General features: G+C 39.5%; 20 protein-coding genes. 15 read left to right on the top strand and 5 right to left on the bottom strand.

The window, feature by feature from the left end; translation table 11 throughout:
* Window positions 1-80: 80 nt before the first annotated feature.
* From trpD to DSM03_RS19230, 7 genes are all read left to right on the top strand, one after another.
* Entirely contained in the window at window positions 81-1,076 is a 996-nt protein-coding gene (gene trpD, locus DSM03_RS16030) for an anthranilate phosphoribosyltransferase (protein WP_128761862.1), read from the top strand.
* A 1-nt stretch (window position 1,077) separates the two neighbouring features.
* Window positions 1,078-1,860: an indole-3-glycerol phosphate synthase TrpC gene (gene trpC / locus DSM03_RS16035; RefSeq protein ID WP_128763382.1), complete on the top strand. Its 783-nt coding sequence runs from the start codon at window positions 1,078-1,080 to the stop codon at window positions 1,858-1,860.
* Between the two features lie 85 nt (window positions 1,861-1,945).
* Window positions 1,946-2,665: a phosphoribosylanthranilate isomerase gene (locus DSM03_RS16040; RefSeq protein ID WP_476703244.1), complete on the top strand. Its 720-nt coding sequence runs from the start codon at window positions 1,946-1,948 to the stop codon at window positions 2,663-2,665.
* A gap of 86 nt (window positions 2,666-2,751) precedes the next feature.
* Window positions 2,752-3,936 carry a tryptophan synthase subunit beta gene (gene trpB, locus DSM03_RS16045; protein ID WP_128761860.1) on the top strand — a complete coding sequence of 395 codons (1,185 nt, stop codon included), beginning with the start codon at window positions 2,752-2,754 and terminating at the stop codon, window positions 3,934-3,936.
* Between the two features lie 91 nt (window positions 3,937-4,027).
* Complete coding sequence (locus DSM03_RS16050) at window positions 4,028-4,318, top strand: GIY-YIG nuclease family protein (RefSeq protein WP_128763383.1); 291 nt, start codon at window positions 4,028-4,030, stop codon at window positions 4,316-4,318.
* Window positions 4,319-4,390: 72 nt separating this feature from the next.
* A complete protein-coding gene (gene trpA, locus DSM03_RS16055; RefSeq protein WP_128763384.1) occupies window positions 4,391-5,155 on the top strand; it encodes a tryptophan synthase subunit alpha in 765 nt (254 codons plus the stop codon).
* Window positions 5,156-5,249: 94 nt separating this feature from the next.
* Entirely contained in the window at window positions 5,250-5,378 is a 129-nt protein-coding gene (locus tag DSM03_RS19230) for a hypothetical protein (RefSeq protein ID WP_262707738.1), read from the top strand.
* 73 nt (window positions 5,379-5,451) lie between these two features.
* On the opposite strand, the gene DSM03_RS16060 is transcribed toward DSM03_RS19230, so the two are convergent.
* On the bottom strand, window positions 5,452-6,996 hold the full coding sequence (locus tag DSM03_RS16060; RefSeq protein WP_128763385.1) for a SulP family inorganic anion transporter: 1,545 nt from the start codon (window positions 6,994-6,996) through the stop codon (window positions 5,452-5,454).
* A 430-nt stretch (window positions 6,997-7,426) separates the two neighbouring features.
* On the opposite strand from DSM03_RS16060, the gene DSM03_RS16065 reads away from it, so the two are divergent.
* Window positions 7,427-8,698: a PQQ-dependent sugar dehydrogenase gene (locus DSM03_RS16065; protein ID WP_128763386.1), complete on the top strand. Its 1,272-nt coding sequence runs from the start codon at window positions 7,427-7,429 to the stop codon at window positions 8,696-8,698.
* Window positions 8,699-8,701: 3 nt separating this feature from the next.
* Entirely contained in the window at window positions 8,702-10,783 is a 2,082-nt protein-coding gene (locus DSM03_RS16070; RefSeq protein ID WP_128763387.1) for a TonB-dependent receptor family protein, read from the top strand.
* Window positions 10,784-10,802: 19 nt separating this feature from the next.
* Here DSM03_RS16070 and DSM03_RS16075 read toward each other — a convergent pair whose 3' ends face one another.
* The 4 genes from DSM03_RS16075 to DSM03_RS16090 all read right to left on the bottom strand — a co-directional run bounded on the left by DSM03_RS16075 (window position 10,803) and on the right by DSM03_RS16090 (window position 13,954).
* A complete protein-coding gene (locus DSM03_RS16075) occupies window positions 10,803-11,582 on the bottom strand; it encodes a hypothetical protein (RefSeq protein WP_128761854.1) in 780 nt (259 codons plus the stop codon).
* Between the two features lie 28 nt (window positions 11,583-11,610).
* The gene (locus DSM03_RS16080; protein ID WP_128763388.1) at window positions 11,611-12,369 is read right to left on the bottom strand and encodes a hypothetical protein; all 759 of its coding nucleotides are present in this window, start codon (window positions 12,367-12,369) and stop codon (window positions 11,611-11,613) included.
* 52 nt (window positions 12,370-12,421) lie between these two features.
* Window positions 12,422-12,874 carry a pantetheine-phosphate adenylyltransferase gene (coaD, locus tag DSM03_RS16085; RefSeq protein WP_073100355.1) on the bottom strand — a complete coding sequence of 151 codons (453 nt, stop codon included), beginning with the start codon at window positions 12,872-12,874 and terminating at the stop codon, window positions 12,422-12,424.
* A 99-nt stretch (window positions 12,875-12,973) separates the two neighbouring features.
* Window positions 12,974-13,954, bottom strand: coding sequence for a D-alanine--D-alanine ligase (locus tag DSM03_RS16090; RefSeq protein WP_128761852.1), 981 nt, complete (start codon window positions 13,952-13,954; stop codon window positions 12,974-12,976).
* 318 nt (window positions 13,955-14,272) lie between these two features.
* On the opposite strand from DSM03_RS16090, the gene DSM03_RS16095 reads away from it, so the two are divergent.
* From DSM03_RS16095 to secA, 6 genes are all read left to right on the top strand, one after another.
* On the top strand, window positions 14,273-14,896 hold the full coding sequence (locus DSM03_RS16095) for a PASTA domain-containing protein (RefSeq protein ID WP_128761851.1): 624 nt from the start codon (window positions 14,273-14,275) through the stop codon (window positions 14,894-14,896).
* Window positions 14,883-15,917: an RluA family pseudouridine synthase gene (locus DSM03_RS16100; RefSeq protein ID WP_128761850.1), complete on the top strand. Its 1,035-nt coding sequence runs from the start codon at window positions 14,883-14,885 to the stop codon at window positions 15,915-15,917. Before DSM03_RS16095 ends, DSM03_RS16100 begins: the two co-directional genes overlap by 14 nt.
* A 31-nt stretch (window positions 15,918-15,948) precedes the next feature.
* Complete coding sequence (locus tag DSM03_RS16105; RefSeq protein WP_128761849.1) at window positions 15,949-16,143, top strand: hypothetical protein; 195 nt, start codon at window positions 15,949-15,951, stop codon at window positions 16,141-16,143.
* Between the two features lie 44 nt (window positions 16,144-16,187).
* Window positions 16,188-16,760, top strand: a complete 573-nt coding sequence (locus DSM03_RS16110; protein ID WP_128761848.1) for a cob(I)yrinic acid a,c-diamide adenosyltransferase — start codon at window positions 16,188-16,190, stop codon at window positions 16,758-16,760.
* Between the two features lie 152 nt (window positions 16,761-16,912).
* Window positions 16,913-17,134 (top strand): DUF2795 domain-containing protein, encoded by a 222-nt coding sequence (locus DSM03_RS16115; protein WP_028374482.1) that lies wholly within the window; start codon window positions 16,913-16,915, stop codon window positions 17,132-17,134.
* Between the two features lie 226 nt (window positions 17,135-17,360).
* Window positions 17,361-20,723, top strand: a complete 3,363-nt coding sequence (gene secA / locus DSM03_RS16120; protein WP_128761847.1) for a preprotein translocase subunit SecA — start codon at window positions 17,361-17,363, stop codon at window positions 20,721-20,723.
* Window positions 20,724-20,849 lie beyond the last annotated feature (126 nt).

Here is a 20,849-nt window from a genome sequence, read left to right on the forward strand (position 1 = left end):
AGAAATCTCTTAAAACAGAACTACAAACATTAAAAAAGCGCTCTCCCTTGTGGAGAGATGCCCGGAGGGCAGAGAGGGACATGAAAATACTATTAAACAGACTGATCAATCACGAGCAACTCAACAAATCAGAGGCACGTGACGTGCTGGTCAACATATCAGAAGGAAAGTACAACACCAGCCAGATCGCTGCATTCATAACGGTCTATATGATGCGTAGCATTACTGTCGAGGAGTTGGCAGGTTTTAGGGATGCGTTGCAGGATCTGTGTATCGCTGTGCCTTTTAAAGGCTATAATGCGATCGACTTGTGTGGTACCGGTGGGGATGGTAAAGACACATTCAACATTTCTACCTTATCTTCTTTTGTTGCTGCGGGTGCAGGAATAAATGTCACTAAACACGGCAATTACGGCGTATCTTCTGTGAGCGGAAGTAGTAATGTGATGGAGCATCTGGGCATCAAGTTCAGCAATGATAAAGACTTTTTAAAACGTTGTCTGGATGAAGCGGGCATTTGTGTACTACATGCCCCCCTATTTCACCCGGCAATGAAAAATGTGGGCCCCATCCGTCGGGAACTGGGCGTAAAAACCTTTTTCAATATGCTCGGCCCTATGGTTAATCCTGCTTTTCCGGAGAATCAATTGGTAGGTGTTTTCAATCTGGAATTAGCAAGACTGTACGGTTATTTATATCAAAAGACCGATAAAAACTTTACGATTCTACACAGTATTGATGGTTATGATGAAATTTCATTGACCGGAAATACCAAAGCGATCCGAAACAACAGCGAGCGCATGCTGAGTGCAGAAGACTTTGGGGTTTCAACTATTAAACAAGAAGACATCTATGGTGGTAATAGTGTTGAATCTTCAGCGGAAATCTTCAAAAAGGTAATAAGCGGTAAAGGCACTGAAGCGCAAAACAATGTGGTTGCCGCAAATGCAGGTATGGCAATTGCCACAGTAAAAAACCTGGAACCTAAAGCAGGTTTTGATCTGGCTAAAGAGTCGTTGCTTAGTGGTAAAGGATTAGAAAAACTGAATAAATTAATAGAACTCAGCAGCAAGTAAAATGAACATTTTAGATAAAATAGTTGCAGATAAATTTAAGGAGGTTGCCTTACGCAAACAGCTTATTCCGGCTAGTCAACTGGAGCAATCGGTTCTTTTTGACCGGAAATCTCCATCATTGGCTACCGCTTTAAGTACGAGTAATTCTGGGATTATCGCAGAACACAAACGCCGCTCTCCAAGCAAGCAGGTTATCAATCATACCCTCAATGTTCAGGATGTAGCAACCGGGTATGAAAATGCAGGTGTTTGTGGAATGAGCGTGCTTACAGACGGAAAATATTTTGGTGGCTCCCTAGATGATTTGCTTTTAGCCCGCGCAGTAAGCAAGTTTCCGCTTTTGCGCAAAGAATTTATTATTGATGAGTATCAGATCTTAGAAGCGAAAGCCTATGGTGCTGATGTGATCTTACTGATCGCTGCGGTTCTTACGCGTGAAGAGATTAAAAACTTTTCTGAATTTGCGAAGTCTTTAGGACTAGATGTTCTTTTAGAAGTCCACAACCTGGAGGAGTTAGAAAAGTCAATTATGCCTTCATTAGATATGTTGGGCGTCAACAACCGCAACCTTAAAACTTTTGAGGTGAGTTTAGAGACCAGTAAAACCTTGTCAACTAAAATTCCCGATGATTTTGTGAAAGTTTCCGAAAGCGGCATCAGCTCGATCGATGCTATTAAAGAATTGCAACCTTATGGGTACAAAGGGTTTTTGATAGGCGAAAACTTTATGAAAACAGACAACCCGGGCGCAAGTGCAACCGAGTTCATTAAACAACTCAAGTAAATGCTCCCCTCCTTATGAAAGGAGGGAAACGTTTCAGCTTCGCTGAAACAGGGGTGGTTATACTCCCTCAGATAAGAATTATAAAATGAAAGATCAGGACACAACTAAAGATCAACCTTCAGCTACTTTAAAGCCTGCCGCGCTGCAGCTTAAAATTTGCGGAATGAAATACAATACTGCTGAAGTTGCACAGCTTCAACCGGATTATTTGGGGTTTATTTTTTATGAAAAGAGTCCGCGTAATTACGACCTTTCTGAGATTCCTTCACTCACGCTCGGAATTAAAAAAGTGGGTGTGTTTGTAAATGCTGACCTGAATTTTGTTTTAGAAAAAATCGATCAATTCAATTTTGATGTTATTCAGCTCCACGGGAACGAGTCTCCTGAATATTGTGAGGAACTGAATCACAAATTAGACAAAAAATTAATTGATAAAAAGTATGGATCTAGAATTGATATCTGGAAAGTCTTCAGCATCAAAGACACCTTTGATTTTTCAATCTTAGAGGACTATGAGGATGTGGTTGACAAATTTTTATTTGACACAAAAGGCAAAGAAAAAGGTGGTAACGGCTATACCTTTGACTGGAGCGTTTTAAATGATTACAAGGCTCAGAAACCGTTCATCCTAAGTGGCGGAATTGGTTTGGAAGAATTAGCTGCTGTGCAAGAATTACAAAAAACGGATTTACCACTGTATGCTATTGATGTAAATAGCAAATTTGAAGACCGACCTGGATTGAAGAATATCGAAAATCTAAATAAATTGGTGGGTTCTTTTGAACCTATTAAAAGAGCAGAATAAAAAATAGAAATAGCAATAAAAGATTTCAGCTACGAGTTTATCCTAAGCGATAGTCGAAGGGCGGAAATGAAAATATAGAATAAAAAATGAACTACAACGTAAACGAAAAAGGATATTACGGTGATTTTGGAGGCGCTTACATACCCGAAATGCTGTATCCAAATGTAGAAGAATTGCGCCAGAATTACATAAAAGTGATGCAAGAACCTGATTTTCAAAAGGAGTTTAAAGAGCTCTTGAAAGAATATGTAGGTCGCCCTACTCCACTTTATTATGCGAAGCGTTTTTCTGAAAAATACGGCACTAAAGTCTACCTAAAACGGGAAGACCTGTGTCACACTGGTGCGCATAAAGTAAACAATACCATTGGACAAATTTTAATGGCAAAGCGCCTGGGTAAGAATCGAATCATCGCTGAGACCGGTGCCGGTCAACATGGAGTTGCAACGGCCACGGTTTGCGCATTAATGGGCTTAGAGTGTATCGTGTATATGGGCGCTATCGACATCAAACGCCAGGCTCCTAATGTGGCCCGTATGAAAATGCTGGGAGCAACAGTAGTTTCGGCAGAATCTGGTAGTAAAACACTTAAAGATGCAACTAATGAAGCCATTCGTGACTGGATCAACAATCCTACAGATACGCATTATATCATAGGTAGTGTAGTGGGTCCACATCCGTATCCAGATATGGTTGCACGTTTTCAGAGTGTGATTTCTGAAGAGGTAAAAAAGCAGTTGCTGGAAAAAGAAGGACGTGAAAATCCAGATTATGTTGTGGCTTGTGTTGGTGGCGGGAGTAATGCTGCAGGGATCTTTTATCATTACTTAGACAAACCTGAAGTAGGCATAATTGCTGTTGAAGCTGCCGGAAAGGGAATACATTCTGGAGAAAGTGCTGCGACTTCAGCTTTAGGTAAAGAGGGCATCATCCACGGAAGCAAGACCCTTTTGATGCAAACCGATGATGGTCAGATCACTGAGCCGTATTCCATTTCAGCAGGATTGGATTACCCGGGAGTTGGGCCCATGCACGCGCATTTGTTTAGAAGTGGCCGCGGCGAATTCATCAGCGTAACGGATGCGGATGCAATGCAAGCCGGTTTAGACTTATGTAAGCTAGAAGGCATCATCCCGGCAATTGAATCGTCTCATGCACTTGCCATTTTTGAAGACCGAAAGTTCAGGAAAGATGATGTAGTTGTGGTTAATTTAAGTGGTCGAGGTGATAAAGATTTGAATACATATATAGAATATTTTAAACTCGCTTAGGCGAGTTTGATTTTTTCATTTCCGTAAAGGTCGAGTTTAATTTTTCATTTCCGCGAAGGCGGAAATCTCATGATACAAACTCCAATACCCAATGGAAGAATTATTTTACACATATATACTAACTAACAGAAATCATACAGTTCTGTATATTGGGGTAACTAGCGATCTAAGAAAAAGACTTAAGCAGCACACACAAAAAAGTAATGAAGGGTTTACAGGAAAATACAATGTCGAGAAACTCATCTATTTTGAATCTACTCCTTATGTCGAAAATGCCATTAAAAGGGAAAAACAGCTCAAAAAATGGAATCCAGCTTGGAAAGAGAACCTGATTAACGAAATGAATCCAGATTGGAAGGACCTGAGTTGGATGGTAGCATAAAATATAAGTGGCTCTAATTAAAAGATTTTTAAAGATTTCCACCTGTGTGGTAATGACTAAAAAAAGATATAAATGAACAGAATAAATAAAAAATTACAGGAAGACAAGAAGTTGCTTTCTATCTATTTTACGGCAGGATATCCCAAATTGGAAGATACAGTACCGGTATTGGAAGAGTTGGTTAAATCCGGAGTTGATATGATTGAGATTGGGCTTCCGTTTAGTGATCCGTTAGCAGATGGACCTACCATTCAGGAAAGTTCTACTACTGCGCTAAAAAACGGAATGACCACCACAAAGCTTTTTGACCAGATCAAAGACATTAGAAAAACGGTTGACATTCCTTTAATCGTTATGGGGTATTTCAACCCCATGCTTCAGTACGGTGTTGAGAAATTTTGCAAAGCATGTTCTGAAATCGGTATTGACGGACTCATCATGCCAGATCTGCCGCTTGCTGAATATGAAGAACATTACAAAGCTACATTTGAAAAGTATGATCTTAAAATGGTCTTTTTGATCACACCACAGACTTCAGACAAGCGTATTAAACAGATAGATACTGCTAGTGACGGCTTCATTTATATGGTGAGTAGTGCGAGTACTACCGGTAAAACTTCAGGCTTCAGCAACGTGCAAAGGGAGTATTTTGAACGAATTGATGCTTTGAATCTTAAAAACCCACAGATCGTAGGTTTTGGAATAAAAGATGAAGAGACATTTAAAGCGGCTACTAAAACCGCAAAAGGCGCCATTATTGGTTCAGCATTTATAAAAATGCTTACTGAAAAAGGAATTGAAGGAATTTCAAGCTTTATCAAATCAATAAGACCCTGATTAACAACAAGTCTTAACCTTGTCTTAGCAAGACCTTATTAATAATTAACAACTCTTCTTTGTATCTTTAGAATAACAAAAAAGAGAAAATATTATGGATAAGAAATTTGAAAGAACTGTAGAACAAAAGAACCCAACAAATCCTACAGGTAACAGAAACGAGAAAACAAATAAGGTTGACATTGATGAAAAAACAATCAAAGACCAACAGAATAAACAATAAGACGATTTATTAAAATTCACATAAAAAAGCCGATTTAGAGTTTCTAAATCGGCTTTTTTGTGTGATTCTTCGTCTAGTATTCTATTCGGTTTTCGACAATCTTGTAGGTTGGGTCTTCCATAATATTCACATCGATTATGGCTTCTGCATTTTTCAACAAACGGATACAATCTTTACTCAAATAGCGCAAATGTACTTTTTTACCTATTTTATGATAGCGCTGTGTAATTACATTTAAGGCTTCAATAGCAGACATGTCAGAAACACGGCTTTCCTTAAAATCTATGATCACTTCTTCAGGATCATTCAAAACATCAAACTTTTCTATAAAGTTAGTCGTTGAAGCAAAAAACAACGGACCAAATATCTCATAATGTTTAATTCCATCATCATCTACATACTTGCGAGCTCTAATGCGTTTAGCGCTTTCCCAGGCAAAAAAGAGTGCAGAAAGGATTACTCCTACTAACACAGCTAGAGCCAGGTTGTGCAAAATAACAGTGATCACCGCCACAATAATTACAAGGAAGACATCCTTTTTAGGCACTTTATTTATAATTTTTAAACTCACCCATTCAAAGGTTCCTATTGCCACCATAATCATAACTCCTACCAGTGCCGCCATAGGTACTTTTTCGATTACCGGAGCTCCAAACAAAACAATAATCAGGATGGTAAGTGCTGCAATAATACCCGAAAGTCTCGCGCGAGATCCTGCTGAAAGGTTTACCAAAGTTTGAGCGATCATAGGGCACCCTCCCATTCCAAAGAAAAAGCCGTTCAACATATTAGAACTTCCTTGTGCAATACACTCCCGGTTACCATTTCCTTTAGTTTCTGTGATCTCATCAACTAAGTTTAAGGTTAACAAACCTTCGGTAAGCCCTACAGCTGCCATCACCATAGAATAGGGTGCGATAATCGTTAAAGTTTCAAAAGAAATAGGAATTTCAGGAATGTGAAATGGAGGAAAACCACCGCTTACAGAAGCGATATCTTTTACAGTTTTGGTGTCAATCCCTAAGAAATAAACCAAAAGAAAAACCACAATAATTGCTACTAAAGAAGAAGGAACTGCTTTGGTTAATTTCGGTAAAAAGATCACAATTGCAATCGTCAAAGCTACCAGTCCGGCCATAATCATTAAAGGCGTTCCGGTCAGCCAGGAAACTTCACCATTTACAATGGTTTTAAACTGCTTGATCTGAGACATGAAAATCACAATTGCCAGACCGTTTACAAACCCAAACATCACCGGATGTGGGACCAGTCTGATAAATTTTCCCAGTTTAAAAAGTCCTATAAAAATCTGGATAACTCCCGCTAAAGCAACAGCCGCTAACACGTATTCCAGTCCGTTAGAATTCATCAAGGCTATCAGGGTAATAACAGTAGCACCTGCTCCCCCGGAGATCATTCCCGGTCTTCCACCAAAAATTGCTGTGATCAATCCTGCTATAAAAGAAGCATATAAGCCCATCAATGGCGGAAAGCCAGCCAGGATAGCAAAAGATAACGACTCGGGTATCATCGTCATCGCAACAGTCAAACCTGCTAATACTTCTGTTTTATAATTAACCTTTTGAGTGAGATCAAATAAGTTGAATACTTTTTTCATAAAGGTAGTTTAATGCCTGGTGCTTCGATTTTTATGTCTTTACGCGTTAAGTGGATTAAAAAACAAGAGTAAACTACCTCGGGGCAGGCCCACGAGGCATTTGTTAGAAACAAATTTTCAATTTCGCGGCAAGCCTCAGGGGTAGTAAACCCTTTGGCAGTGCCATTAAAAACTGAACGTATTGGAATTTAGCTTGTTAACATCCTTCTCAATTTGGCTGCAAAAATAGCTTTTTTAATCAGAAGCCAAAGCGATAAACCCGCTCATTAGCACTCAGAAGTAAAGGTTTAAATCAGCTAATTTCACTACAAGGATTTCGCTGTCAGATCAGGTCTGTTTCAGTTCAAAATCTCGTTAAACTTATACTAATGCAGATTGGTGGAGTTGCCAGCCTGTATCAATGTCTTATTTTCGTATAAAATGAATACTTATGAAAGCACGCTTATATTTACTAGCCGGCTTATTAGCTCTGGGTAGTTGTAAAAACGATACCAAAGTCTCTGAAGATGAAAAAGAAGAACTTGCAGACAATGGACCGGTTACTGTACAAACTACTGTTGGTCCTTTGGAACTTCCTGCTCCCTTTACCTCAGAGTCCGTGACCAAACAAAGCAAGGTCGTTGATTGGCCTGCTGGGAAAACCCCTATTGCTGCTGAGGGGTTTAAAGTAGAGCGTTTTGCAGATTCTTTAAAGCATCCACGCTGGACGTATGTAGCTCCTAATAACGACATTTTTGTAGCAGAATCTAATACTAAAGACAGCGCCAACCGAATCACATTATTACGCGATACAGACGAGGATGGAAAAATAGATGAACGCTTTGTCTTTAAAGATAAATTGAATCAAAACTTCGGAATGCTGGTTCTTGGTGATTTTTTCTACATCGCTAATACAGATGGACTTTATCGCTTTCCCTATACCGAAGGACAAACCAAATTAGAAGGTGAAGGAGAAAAAATAGTAGAACTTTCTGCTAGTGGTTACAACAACCACTGGACGCGAAATATCATCACGAACGAAGCTGGCGATAAGATTTACATCTCTGTAGGTTCTGCAAGTAATGTAGGAGAACAAGGAATGGAGAAAGAAGAACGCCGCGCGAATATTCTAGAGGTTAATCCGGACGGAAGCGGAGAAATCGTTTATGCTTCCGGTTTGAGAAACCCTGTAGGTATGGACTGGAATCCGGTTACTGGTGATCTTTGGACTGCTGTTAACGAGCGTGACGAGTTGGGCAATAATCTGGTTCCTGATTATGCCACAAGTGTAAAAAAAGGCGGCTGGTATGGATGGCCTTATAGCTATTATGGTCAAATCAATGACCCAAGATGGGATGAAGATCCGCATCAGGATTTAGTAGACAAAGCAATTATTCCAGATGTGCCTTTAGGACCACATACAGCCTCATTAGGTTTTACCTTTTATACTGCAGATCAATTTCCCCAGATGTATCAAAACGGAGCATTTGTTGGGCAACACGGTTCTTGGAATCGCGAACCGTTCTCAGGCTACAAAGTGGTTTTTATTCCTTTTGAAAATGGAATTCCAAAAGAACCTGTTGATTTTCTAACCGGCTTTGTTCCTGATGAAAATGGAAATGAAGTTTACGGTCGCCCTGTTGCAACTACAGCTGCTCCAGATGGCTCTCTTTTAGTTAACGATGATGACGGCGGAGTGATCTGGCGTGTATCTGTAAAATAATATATGGGCAACTATATTTTAAGTTTTCTGCTGTTACTTTCTTGTTTTGCTTTTGCTCAAGAACCGGTAACAGCAGATTCTGTTTTAGTACGCAACACATTAGGAGAAGTCATCCTGACTTCTACCCCTATTCAAGCTAAATTGCAGCGCATTCCGGCGGCTGTAAACCTTATAAATGCTGAAGACCTACAGCGCGGCACACCACTTTCAATAGCTAACGAGATCAATAAAAATCCCGGAATTCAAATGCAACAGGGTGCCTTAAACACCAGCCGCATAAGCATACGCGGATTGGGCGCGCGCAGCCAGTATTCTACAAATCGTGTCAAAGCCTATATCGAAGGCATACCGCTTACCACTGGTGAAGGCGAGACTACTTTAGAAGATCTGGACCTCAACCTGATCGAGCGTCTCGAAATTATTAAAGGTCCAGCTTCCAGCAGCTATGGTGCTGGTTTAGGAGGGGCGATCAATATTTCAGTCATCAAATCCCAAAAAACCACTGTCAGCATCAACGGACTCACGGGTTCATACGGCTTGCTAAAAAGTGGAGCAACAGCGGCTTTAGTTTCTGCCAAAACAAAGGGTTTTATCAGTTATAATCATTTAGAGAAAGACGGGTATCGGGAAAACAGCAACTACAATAGAAATTCGTATACAGCTTATGCGAAAACAGCTTTAAACGCCGTCAGTTCGCTTAGCTTTTTTGGGAACTACACGCGTTTAAAAGCTTTCATACCCAGCTCTGTCAATAAGGAAACTTTAATCAATAGTCCTCAAAATGCTGCATTCACCTGGGGACAAGCTCAGGGATACGAATCCTATGATAAAGCCTTAGCCGGTATTTCTTATTCTTGGAATATTTGTGAAAATAATTTGTGGCAAACCAGTGTTTTTGGAAACTACCGCGATGGCTATGAGCCACGCCCCTTTGATATTTTAGATGAAGAATCCTTTGCTTTTGGGATTAGAAGCAATCTCAAATCCCAGTTTACGATTTTTAATATTCCTGCGAAAAGCAGCATAGGTGTAGAGTATTTTGATGAAAACTACAAAGCCCAGCTCTTTGAAAATTTATACGAAGACAATTCCGGTAAAGGAAGTTTGCAAGGTGCTCGCTTTAGCAATCAGGAGCAAGACCGAAAATACCTCAACCTTTTTGCACAAATAAGTCTGCAGCTTACTCAACGCCTTAAAGCAGATCTGGGGCTCAACTATAATCACAGTAGATATATTTTAGATGATTATCTAAATAAATCTGACACAGATAATAGTGGAGTATACACCTACCCAAGAATCTTTTTGCCGCAAGCTGGCTTGTCTTATGAAGTAGCGACTGATAAGTTTTTGTATGCTACGGTTAGCAGAGGTTTTTCGCTTCCTACTGTTGCAGAGACTTTAACTCCCGAAGGCGCCATAAACCCTGAGATCAAACCCGAAACCGGAGTGAATTATGAACTGGGTTTAAAAGCGCAATGGCTTGATAAAAGCCTGTATACCGAGTTGGCTTTTTATACCGTGCAAGTAAATGATTTGTTGGTTGCTGAACGTGTGGGCAATGACCAATATGTAGGACGGAATGCCGGAGCTACTGATCACAACGGAATAGAAGTATTGGTGAATTACAGAACCCATCTTACTACAAACTGGATGATTCAGCCGTATGGATCTCTAGCTTTAAACGATTATTCTTTTGATGAATTTACCGATAACGACATCAATTATAACGGGAACGCCTTGACCGGAGTTGCCGACAAAGTAATCAACCTTGGGCTGGATCTGAAGTATAAAAACAGATACTCATTCAATATCAATTACAGACATAATGGGAACATTCCACTGGATGATGCCAACACGATCTATAGTGATTCGTACAATCTCCTCAATCTAAGAACCGATTACACTTTTAATTTTTTGAATAAGCTACAAGCTGCTGCTTATGCTGGGGTCAACAATGTGTTTGACACCGCTTATGCAGCGCAGGTGTTACCTAATGCCACCGGTTTTGGCGGGGCTGCTCCTCGTTATTATTACCCGGGAGAACCTATTAATTTTTACGTGGGATTGAATTTTAATTTGAATTGATTCAGAATAATAGAAGTTACTAATTGTCTTCGGGAAGTGAAGTTTCTTGCTCTTCAAACTTTTTGAGTTCGGCTCTAAAATCGCCACTTAACTTCATCAAGGCATCCAGAAGATCCAATTGACGCTCGGGTAACAACAAATCTCCCGGTAATTGCATCGCATCACAATATTCAAAAAACAAACTCTGATAATAGGGTTCTATTTGCAATTGACGATTTAAGAATTTTTGATCAAAATAATCATCTGTGGCAAACAGTATTTGATACTGCTCGTAGGTTATGGGAGCATATTCTTTTTGCTGCTTAGAAGGGTCTTTTTTAAACAACCCTATAAATCGCTTCGCCAGCATAATAAAATCGATCCCGTTACTGGTATATTTAGGTCTGTACTCCTGCGGGCTTTGTTTGACATCATTACGCACCAACTCATTTACTTGCTCATTATATTCAGTCTGATCAAATTTTTTCTCTTTTGGTGCTTCGGTAAGACGTACTTCAGCAAGTTCATTTAAACTTTCACTGAGCTCCACTACCCAGACTTTCTCCAGTTGATATTTTTCAACCGTAAAAAATTGTGTTTCCATAAAAGGCGCGCTAAACACTAAAGAATCATTGAGCCGTGCGGCAATACTAAAATCCCCGGCATCTGTAGTAACCGTACTCTTATTCTGAGTCCTGTTCTCCACTAAAACACCCGGGACGCGTTTGTCGCCTGCATAGACCTTACCCGTTGTATTCTGAGCAAATACTGAAGTGGAAACAGCTAAAAAACAAATTGTAAAAAAGATCTTAATACTCATAAGTGTGTTTAGGTTGTACAAAGTACTTTTAATTTAAAGTTTCTTGCGACAACTTATGAAACTCTTTACTTCGTTTTAACAGATAATCTAAAAATCGTATTTGATTTTTCTTTTGCAGCAAACGCGCATCTACTTGCCGACTCTCACAATAGTCAAAAAACATACCTTCTTCTTTGGCGCTAATTTCTAATTGATTTCTCAATAGATTTTTATCAAAAAAAGCATCGGTTTTAAAAAAAGCTACTAGTTCTTCTAGCTCAAGGATTCTAAAATGGTTGGGATTGGACTTCTCTTTTTTAGGCTTCTTATTATTTTTAAAAAGCATTCTACCAATAGCGATAAAATCAATCCCTGAACCCGAAGATGGCGGACTATACTTTCCGTAATTTTCCTGTATATCCTTCTGCAGCCAGGTGTTGAAATTCTTATCGTATTCCACTACACTGAATTCTTTAATTTTTGAAGTGGTGCTTGTAAGTCGCACTTCTTCTAATTGATTCAAAACTTCTTTAAGCTCTACGACCCACTTCTCTTCAAGCTGATACGGCTGCACTTTAAATTTTTGAGTCCCAAAAAACGAAGCGCTAAAAATGAGAGAGTCTCCTACTGCTGCAGCGATTTCAAAATTCCCCCACTTATCTGTAGAGACCATTTTATCTTGAGTAGTATTAATGATAAGTACGCCTTCTTTAGTCTTATCCTCAGCATATACTTTACCCGCAGTAGTCTGAGAATGAATTTTAATTCCGAAGAAAATAATGAAAAGGCAACTGAAAATTCTTGGCATAAACTAGATCTGTGCTTAAAAGACCCGAGTTTTACGCCTGCGTTGCATCAATTTATACCCGCACAGCGTCTGGCACCAGGCCGGTATAATCACCTCCATTACGTATTACATCTCGCACTATAGAAGAAGATATATAACTTTTACCCGAAGAAGTCAATAAGAAAACTGTCTCTATTTGAGACAGCTTTCTATTCGTATGTGCGATTGCTTTCTCAAACTCAAAATCACCTGGATTGCGTAAACCTCTCAAGATAAACCCGGAATCTGTAGCATTACAAAAATCAACCGTCAGCCCTTTATAAGTCATTACTTTTATCTTGGGCTCATCTTTAAATGATTCTTTCAAAAAATGCTCGCGCTGCTCCAGACTGAACATATATTTTTTATCTGCATTCACACCTATAGCCAGAATGATCTCATCAAAAAGTTTGAGTCCGCGCTCTATAATATCATAATGACCTAAAGTAAGTGGATCAAAAGATCCGGGAAATACAGCACGTTTCATAGTTAGTTTTTCAAGGTTGAAAATGAAATATAAAAATACAAATTATAGCTGGCTTTTAGGTTTCACCTAGTAAAACTCTGACTTCATATTTTGCATTTCTTACTTGGAGATCGCTTGCTGAATAACATTGTCAAACAAATCGGATAAATTGATACCGGCTACCTTTGCCTGCTGCGGGATAATACTCGCCGGACTCAACCCCGGAGTGGTATTTACCTCTAAGAAATGCGGTTCGCCCCTATGAAAAATAAACTCTGCACGCGTAAGTCCTTTTAGCTTCAATAGTTTAAAAACCTTTTCTGCCTCGCGTTGCACCGCTTCTGTTTGTTCTGGTGAGATTCGGGCAGGTGTGATCTCCTGACTCTTCCCTTCGTATTTGGCTTGATAATCAAAGAAATCATTCTCGCTAACAATTTCAGTTACTGGCAATGCCATTACCTTACCTCGATAATTGATCACACCTACAGAAACTTCGGTACCCTCTAAGAAGGATTCAATAATAATTTCATCATCTTCTTTAAAAGAAACTACAATAGCCCCTTCAAGTTCTTCTTCTTCATAAACCTTAGAAACCCCAAAACTACTACCCGCTTTATTGGCTTTCACAAAACAAGGCAGCCCCACCTTCTCAACAATTTCTGAAGTATTGATTGCATCACCTGTATTCAACAGATAGTTTGTAGCTGTTTTTATACCATAGGCCTTCAAAACACTGATGCAGTCTCGCTTATTAAAAGTAAGTGCTGCTTCATAATAATTACAAGCAGTTTGCGGAATACTAAGTAAGTTGAAATAAGCCTGTAGAATACCATCCTCTCCAGGCGTACCGTGAATGGAATTAAACACACAGTCAAAGGTGATTTTAGTTCCTTCAACATTTATCGAAAAATCGTGTTTATCAACAGGAATGGGTTTATGGTCGGCGTGCTTACAAAACCAACCCTCTTTTAAAATATGAATGGGATAAACCGCATATTTTGAAGCATCAAGATGTTTGCAAACCGTATTTCCGCTCAATATAGAGATATTCACCTCACTGGAATATCCACCCATTACGACTGCAATATTTTTTTTTGACATAGTAAAACAGAAAGCTTAACGTTAAGTATTTAGAAAGTCTGGCAAAATTGCTCAAATCTTTCAGTAAATCACCTTGCAGGCAAACCTACGAGGTATTTAAATGATTTTTTTTAACTACGAGGCAAGCCTCGAAACATTTAAACTTCGATTATCGAGTAAATTTTAAAACAAGATAATTTTCAACTCATTCAATCCTCGATTATCGAGTAAACAAGGCTTCAAAGAACGTTATTTTTAGAATAAATAGGCAAAAAAAATGATTGCAATTGAGCGTCAGCCAATTTTAAACTAAGTTTGTAGCCGCAAAATCGCGTACCTATGGGATTCTTTAAATTTTTATTTAGCAAGACCTTTTTAATGCAGCTTGTGCTCGCAGTACTAGCTCTTGTTATACTAACCTTCGTGCTGCTGTATGGGCTGCGCGCTTCTACCAATCACGACGAACGCATTGCCGTGCCAGACCTCAGCAAAATGTCTCTGGGACTGGTACAACAAGAGCTTGACAACGCAGATTTAAACTATGTCGTTATAGACTCTTCTAACTATAACCCAGACTATCCTACTTTTTCTGTAATAGAGCAAAATCCCGCTGCCGGTAAATTTGTAAAAGAAGGAAGAAAAATATATCTAGTGCTCAACCCAAGTGGATTTCGTGAAATTGAAATCCCACAATTGGTAGGAAGAACACAACGCCAAGTAGAACCAACGCTTTTGGCTCTTGGTTTTAAAATAGGCAAAATAGATTACCGCGATCATATTTCGCCAGACGAAGTTTTAGAATTGAGACACGACGGACAAACAATACAAGCAGGTGACGCCCTGCGTAAAACTTCTGTTATTGACATGGTAGTAGGCAACGGCAAAGGCAGTTATCGCACTTCAGGAGACGCAGCAGAAGATTCTATTAACGAGGCAGATGATTTAGAAGATGCAGGATATTAATACCGAAGGACCAGACGAGCAGGATGATGAATTGTATGAGCATTACAGCTTTACCGCAGGTAAAGGTCAGGAACCTCTACGTGTAGATAAATTCTTGATGAATTTTATCGAAAAAGCAACACGTAATAAAATTCAACAAGCAGCAAAAAACGGAAATATTCAAGTTAACGGAGTTGTTGTTAAACAGAATTACAAAGTAAAAGCTGATGATGTGGTGCGCGTGCTATTTGAACACCCGCCGTATGAGTTTTTATTGACGCCGGAAGATATCCCTCTGGATATTGTTTATGAAGATGACACCCTTCTCGTAGTTAACAAGCCTGCCGGAATGGTCGTTCATCCCGGTCATGGCAATTACAGCGGCACCCTGATCAATGCGCTGATCTATCATTTTGAAAACCTACCGGAAAACAGCAGCGGCAGACCCGGTCTCGTTCACCGTATAGACAAAGACACCAGCGGTCTTCTTGTAGTAGCTAAAACCGAAGCTGCAATGACCCATCTTGCTAAACAATTCTTTGACAAAACCAGCGAACGGGAATACATCGCTATTGTTTGGGGTAATGTAGAAGCAGAGAGCGGCACTATAGAAGGTCATATAGGTCGTCATCCTAAAAACCGCATGCAAAACACAGTTTATGAAGATGGTGATCAGGGTAAAGAAGCCGTAACGCATTATGCAGTATTAGAGCGTTTAGGTTATGTGACCAACATCTCATGCAGGCTTGAAACAGGTCGAACGCATCAGATTAGAGTGCATATGAAGTACATTGGCCATACCCTCTTTAATGACGAGCGCTATGGTGGTGATGCTATTTTAAAAGGAACAACCTTTACGAAGTACAAACAGTTTGTAGATAACTGCTTTAAAATATTACCCAGACAAGCCTTACATGCTAAGACTCTGGGATTTGAACATCCTAAAACTGGCGAGTGGATGCGTTTTGACAGCGAACTCCCAGAAGATATGGTTGCTTGTATTGAAAAGTGGCGCAGCTATGCCAAGCATGCTATGGAATAGCCTTGCGCTATAAATACTATACCTTTGTATTATGCTAGATTTTATACCTGAAAATTTACAATCCATTATAATTGTTATCGTACTGGCAGTGCTTTTTCTGGCAGTAATGGCAAATAACAAGCGTAATCAAAGCAAATTACGTAAGCATAGAAAACGCAGTTTTAAAGCAGATTATATCGAGCGAAAAAAAGCTTTAGAACGCGAAGAGCAAGAAAAGGCCAAATAGCGATTCTACTATTAATTTCCGCTATGCGGAATAAAACGATCCCTGTGAAAATTTATACTAAAACCGGTGATAATGGTACTACTGCCCTTTTTGGCGGCACTCGTGTTGCCAAGCACAATATTCGTATAGAGAGCTACGGCACATTAGATGAGCTCAATTCATACCTGGGACTGCTGCGAGATCAGAATATTGATGCACACAGTAAAGAAGTACTGATCAAAATTCAGGAAAAACTTTTTGTAATCGGTGCAATTTTAGCAACAGACCCTGAGAAAGCAACTTTAAAAAACGGTAAAGAACGCCTGAATATTGATAAAGTAAGTCTTGACGATATTTCCTTTTTAGAAAATGAAATGGATACTATGGACGAGCAGTTACCGCCCATGACCCATTTTATACTTCCTGGAGGACATCAAACCGTGTCATTCTGTCACATAAGCCGTTCAGTCTGTCGCAGAACAGAACGCCTTGCAACAGCTCTTTATCAGGAAGTTCCGTTTGAAGAAAACGCTTTAAAATATTTGAACCGTCTTTCTGACTATCTATTTGTGCTGGCACGAATGTTGTCAAAACAGCTACAAGCAGAAGAGATTAAATGGATACCCGAAAAGAAATGATTTTTAGGTTTTCTCCTGAAAAAATCAAACTTCAATGCTCGTAATCACAAGAGGTTACGTACGTTCTTAAAAATAATTTTGAAATAATCTTCAATTTTCTTGGATTTTATGGTAATAAATTTATTTTTGCAAAAAAATAAATACGTTAACCTATGTACTGGACATTAGAACTGGCTTCTCATTTGAGCGACGCACCTTGGCCTGCAACTAAAGATGAATTGATTGATTATGCGATTAGAACGGGAGCACCATTAGAGGTCGTAGAGAATTTACAATCTATGGAAGACGAAGGTGATTCTTACGATTCTATCGATGAAATATGGCCAGACTATCCGTCTGATGACGACTACCTCTGGAACGAGGATGAATACTAGATTTTACATCATGTAAACACATAAAAAGTCTCGCTATGAGGCTTTTTTTTTGCTTAAATTTGAAACGCTTGAAAAATATAGTGATCAAATAAGCTTTTAAAAATAAACAACCGGTTAATACTGGTTATTACTTCCGCAGAGCGGAAAAAACAGGAAATTAATTTCCCGTTAAAAGAGCCACGGGGATCGAGAGACCCTTTGGCGGGAATAAATTTAAATACCAATTATGGGATTATTAGACAAAGTATTAAAGGTATTTGTAGGAGACAAATCTAAACAGGATGTCGCCGCAATTCAACCTATTGTAGATCAGATAAAAAGTTTTGAAGCTGCTCTTGAAAAATTGTCTCACGATGAACTCAGGCAAAAGACCACAGCGTTTAAAGCCAAAATAGCTGATGCTCTTGCAGATACAAATGCTAAGCTACTCGCCCTTGAGAAAGAAGCAGACGAGACTGACGATATAGACCGCAAAGAAGAAATTTATGCTGAAATCGACAAGCTTAAAGATGAATCTTACTCAATAAGTGAAGGGGTTCTCAACGAAATACTGCCTGAGGCATTTGCTGTTGTAAAAGAAACCGCAAAACGATTTTTCCACAATCCTCAAATCAAAGTTACAGCAAGTGCGTTTGACCGGGAGCTTAGCGCAGAACAAGCTTACGTTCAACTTGAAGGTGATGATGCCATTTGGTCTAACAGCTGGGATGCTGCAGGAAAACCAATAACCTGGGATATGATTCACTATGATGTGCAGCTTATAGGTGGTGTTGCAATGCATCAAGGTAAAATTGCAGAGATGCAAACAGGTGAGGGTAAAACATTGGTTGCCACCCTTCCGGTTTATCTCAATGCCTTAACCGGAAACGGAGTTCACCTCGTTACTGTTAACGATTATCTTGCAAAACGAGATAGCGCATGGATGGCTCCTTTGTTTAACTTTCACGGTTTAACCGTAGACTGTATTGATTATCACAAACCCAATTCTGCAGCACGTCGTAAGGCCTATGCAGCAGATATAACCTATGGAACTAATAATGAATTTGGTTTTGACTACCTGCGTGATAATATGGCGCACGCACCCAATGATTTGGTGCAGCGCGCTCCCAACTATGCCATTGTAGATGAGGTCGACTCGGTATTAGTAGATGATGCGCGTACACCCTTGATTATTTCAGGTCCTGTACCAAAAGGAGATCAACACGAGTTTGACGCTTTAAAACCTAAAATTGACAGCATCGTAAGCCTTCAACGTCAGCAATTAACAAGTGTATTAGCTGAAGCTAAAAAACTTATTGCTGCTGGAGATTCTAAAGAAGGAGCTATAAAATTATTACGGGTTTACAGAGGTCTTCCTAAAAACAAAGCACTTATAAAATATTTAAGTGAAGATGGGATTCGTCAACTTTTACAGAAGACCGAAAACCACTATATGCAAGACAACAATCGCGAAATGCACGTGATTGATGAAGATCTGTATTTCACTATAGATGAAAAGAACAATCAGATAGAACTGACTGATAAGGGTATTGACCACCTTTCTGGTAAAGACGATCCTAACTTCTTTATCATGCCAGAAATGGGTGTTGAGATCAGCAAGATCGAGAATGCCAACTTATCTCCAGAAGAAGAAGCTGAGAAAAAAGAAGAACTTTTTAGAGAATTCAGCGTTAAGAGTGAGCGCATTCACACGATGAATCAATTGCTTAAGGCATACACCCTGTTTGAGAAAGACACCGAGTATGTGGTGATGGATAATAAAGTGAAAATCGTTGACGAGCAAACCGGTCGTATTATGGATGGGCGTCGTTATAGCGATGGCTTACACCAGGCGATCGAAGCAAAAGAAAATGTAAAGATTGAAGATGCGACCCAAACTTTTGCAACAGTAACCCTTCAGAATTACTTTAGAATGTACCGCAAATTGAGTGGTATGACGGGTACTGCGGTAACTGAAGCCGGTGAATTATGGGAAATCTATAAACTTGATGTTGTTGAAATCCCTACAAATCGTCCTATCGCCCGTGATGATAAAGATGACAAGGTTTACAAAACCAAGCGTGAAAAATACAACGCTGTTATTGACGAAGTTCAGCATCTTGTTGAACAGAACAGACCGGTACTTATCGGTACAACATCCGTAGAGATTTCAGAATTATTAGGACGTATGCTTTCATTAAGAAAGATTCCTCATAATGTATTGAATGCGAAACTCCATAAAAAAGAGGCTGATATTGTTGCTGATGCGGGTAACTCTGGTCAGGTGACAATTGCTACAAACATGGCGGGTCGTGGAACCGATATTAAACTAAGTAAAGAAGTAAAAGAAGCAGGAGGTCTGGCCATTATAGGTACAGAACGTCACGATTCACGTCGTGTTGACCGCCAGTTAAGAGGGCGTTCTGGTCGTCAGGGAGATCCGGGCAGTTCACAGTTTTATGTGTCTCTTGAAGACAACCTGATGCGCTTGTTTGGTTCTGAACGTATCGCTAAAATGATGGACCGAATGGGGCTTCAGGAAGGCGAAGTGATTCAGCATGGAATGATCTCAAAATCTATTGAACGAGCTCAGAAGAAAGTAGAAGAAAATAACTTTGGGGTTCGTAAGCGTTTGCTTGAGTATGATGATGTGATGAACGCACAACGTGAAGTTATTTACAAGCGTCGTTACCACGCGTTATTTGGAGAGCGTCTGCGTGTAGATATTGCTAATATGATCTACGACACTTCAGAAGTGATTGCTGAGACCAATAAAATGGCTCAGGACTTTAAGAATTTTGAATTTGAATTGATCCGTTTCTTCTCAATGAGCAGTCCGGTTGATGAAGCAGAATTTGGTAGTTCTTCAGCAAAACAACTTGCCGTAAAAGTGTATGATGCTGCGCTAAAACATTATAGAGAAAAAATGGAGCGTAATGCAGCAATTGCATTTCCTATCATTAGTAATGTTTACGAAAATCCAGACAGCAACTACGAACGCATCGTGGTTCCTTTCTCTGACGGAAACAAAGAACTCAAAGTGGTTACAAACCTAAAAGAGGCTTATGAATCTCAAGGGAAACAACTTATCACAGACTTTGAGAAAAACATTACTCTTGCCATTATAGATGATGCGTGGAAAACGCATTTACGCAAGATGGATGAATTGAAGCAGAGTGTACAGTTAGCGGTTCACGAACAAAAAGATCCATTATTGATCTATAAGTTTGAAGCTTTTGAACTCTTCAAACAAATGATGGATCAAGTGAATAAAGATGTGATCTCATTCTTGTTTAAGGGAGAGCTTCCGGTTCAACAGCAAAATCAGATACGCGAAGCGCGCCAGATTCAGCAAAAAGAACAGACACAAACATCAAAAGAAGAAATCCCTAATCTTGACGAGCGTGCTGCACAAAGCAGAGCTGCCAGCGGTAATACACAAGCACAACGTCAGCAAATTACCGAAACCATTACGCGGGAGCGACCTAAAATAGGCCGTAACGACAAAGTGACGATAAAACACGTAATGAATGGCGAAAATAAAACAATGAAGTTTAAACAAGCTATTCCCCTTCTTGATAAAGGAGATTGGGTGCTTGTAGATGAGTAAGATAATAACTCATAATAATCATATTAAAAGGCTTGCGTTATCGCAGGCCTTTTTCTTTTAAACCTACCCCGACAAGATTCTACCTAAAAAACTATAAATATTTATTAAACCTGTTGCCAATCTTTG

The sequence above is a fragment of the Leeuwenhoekiella aestuarii genome, assembly GCF_004104055.1.
GTDB classification, from domain to species: Bacteria; Bacteroidota; Bacteroidia; order Flavobacteriales; family Flavobacteriaceae; genus Leeuwenhoekiella; species Leeuwenhoekiella aestuarii.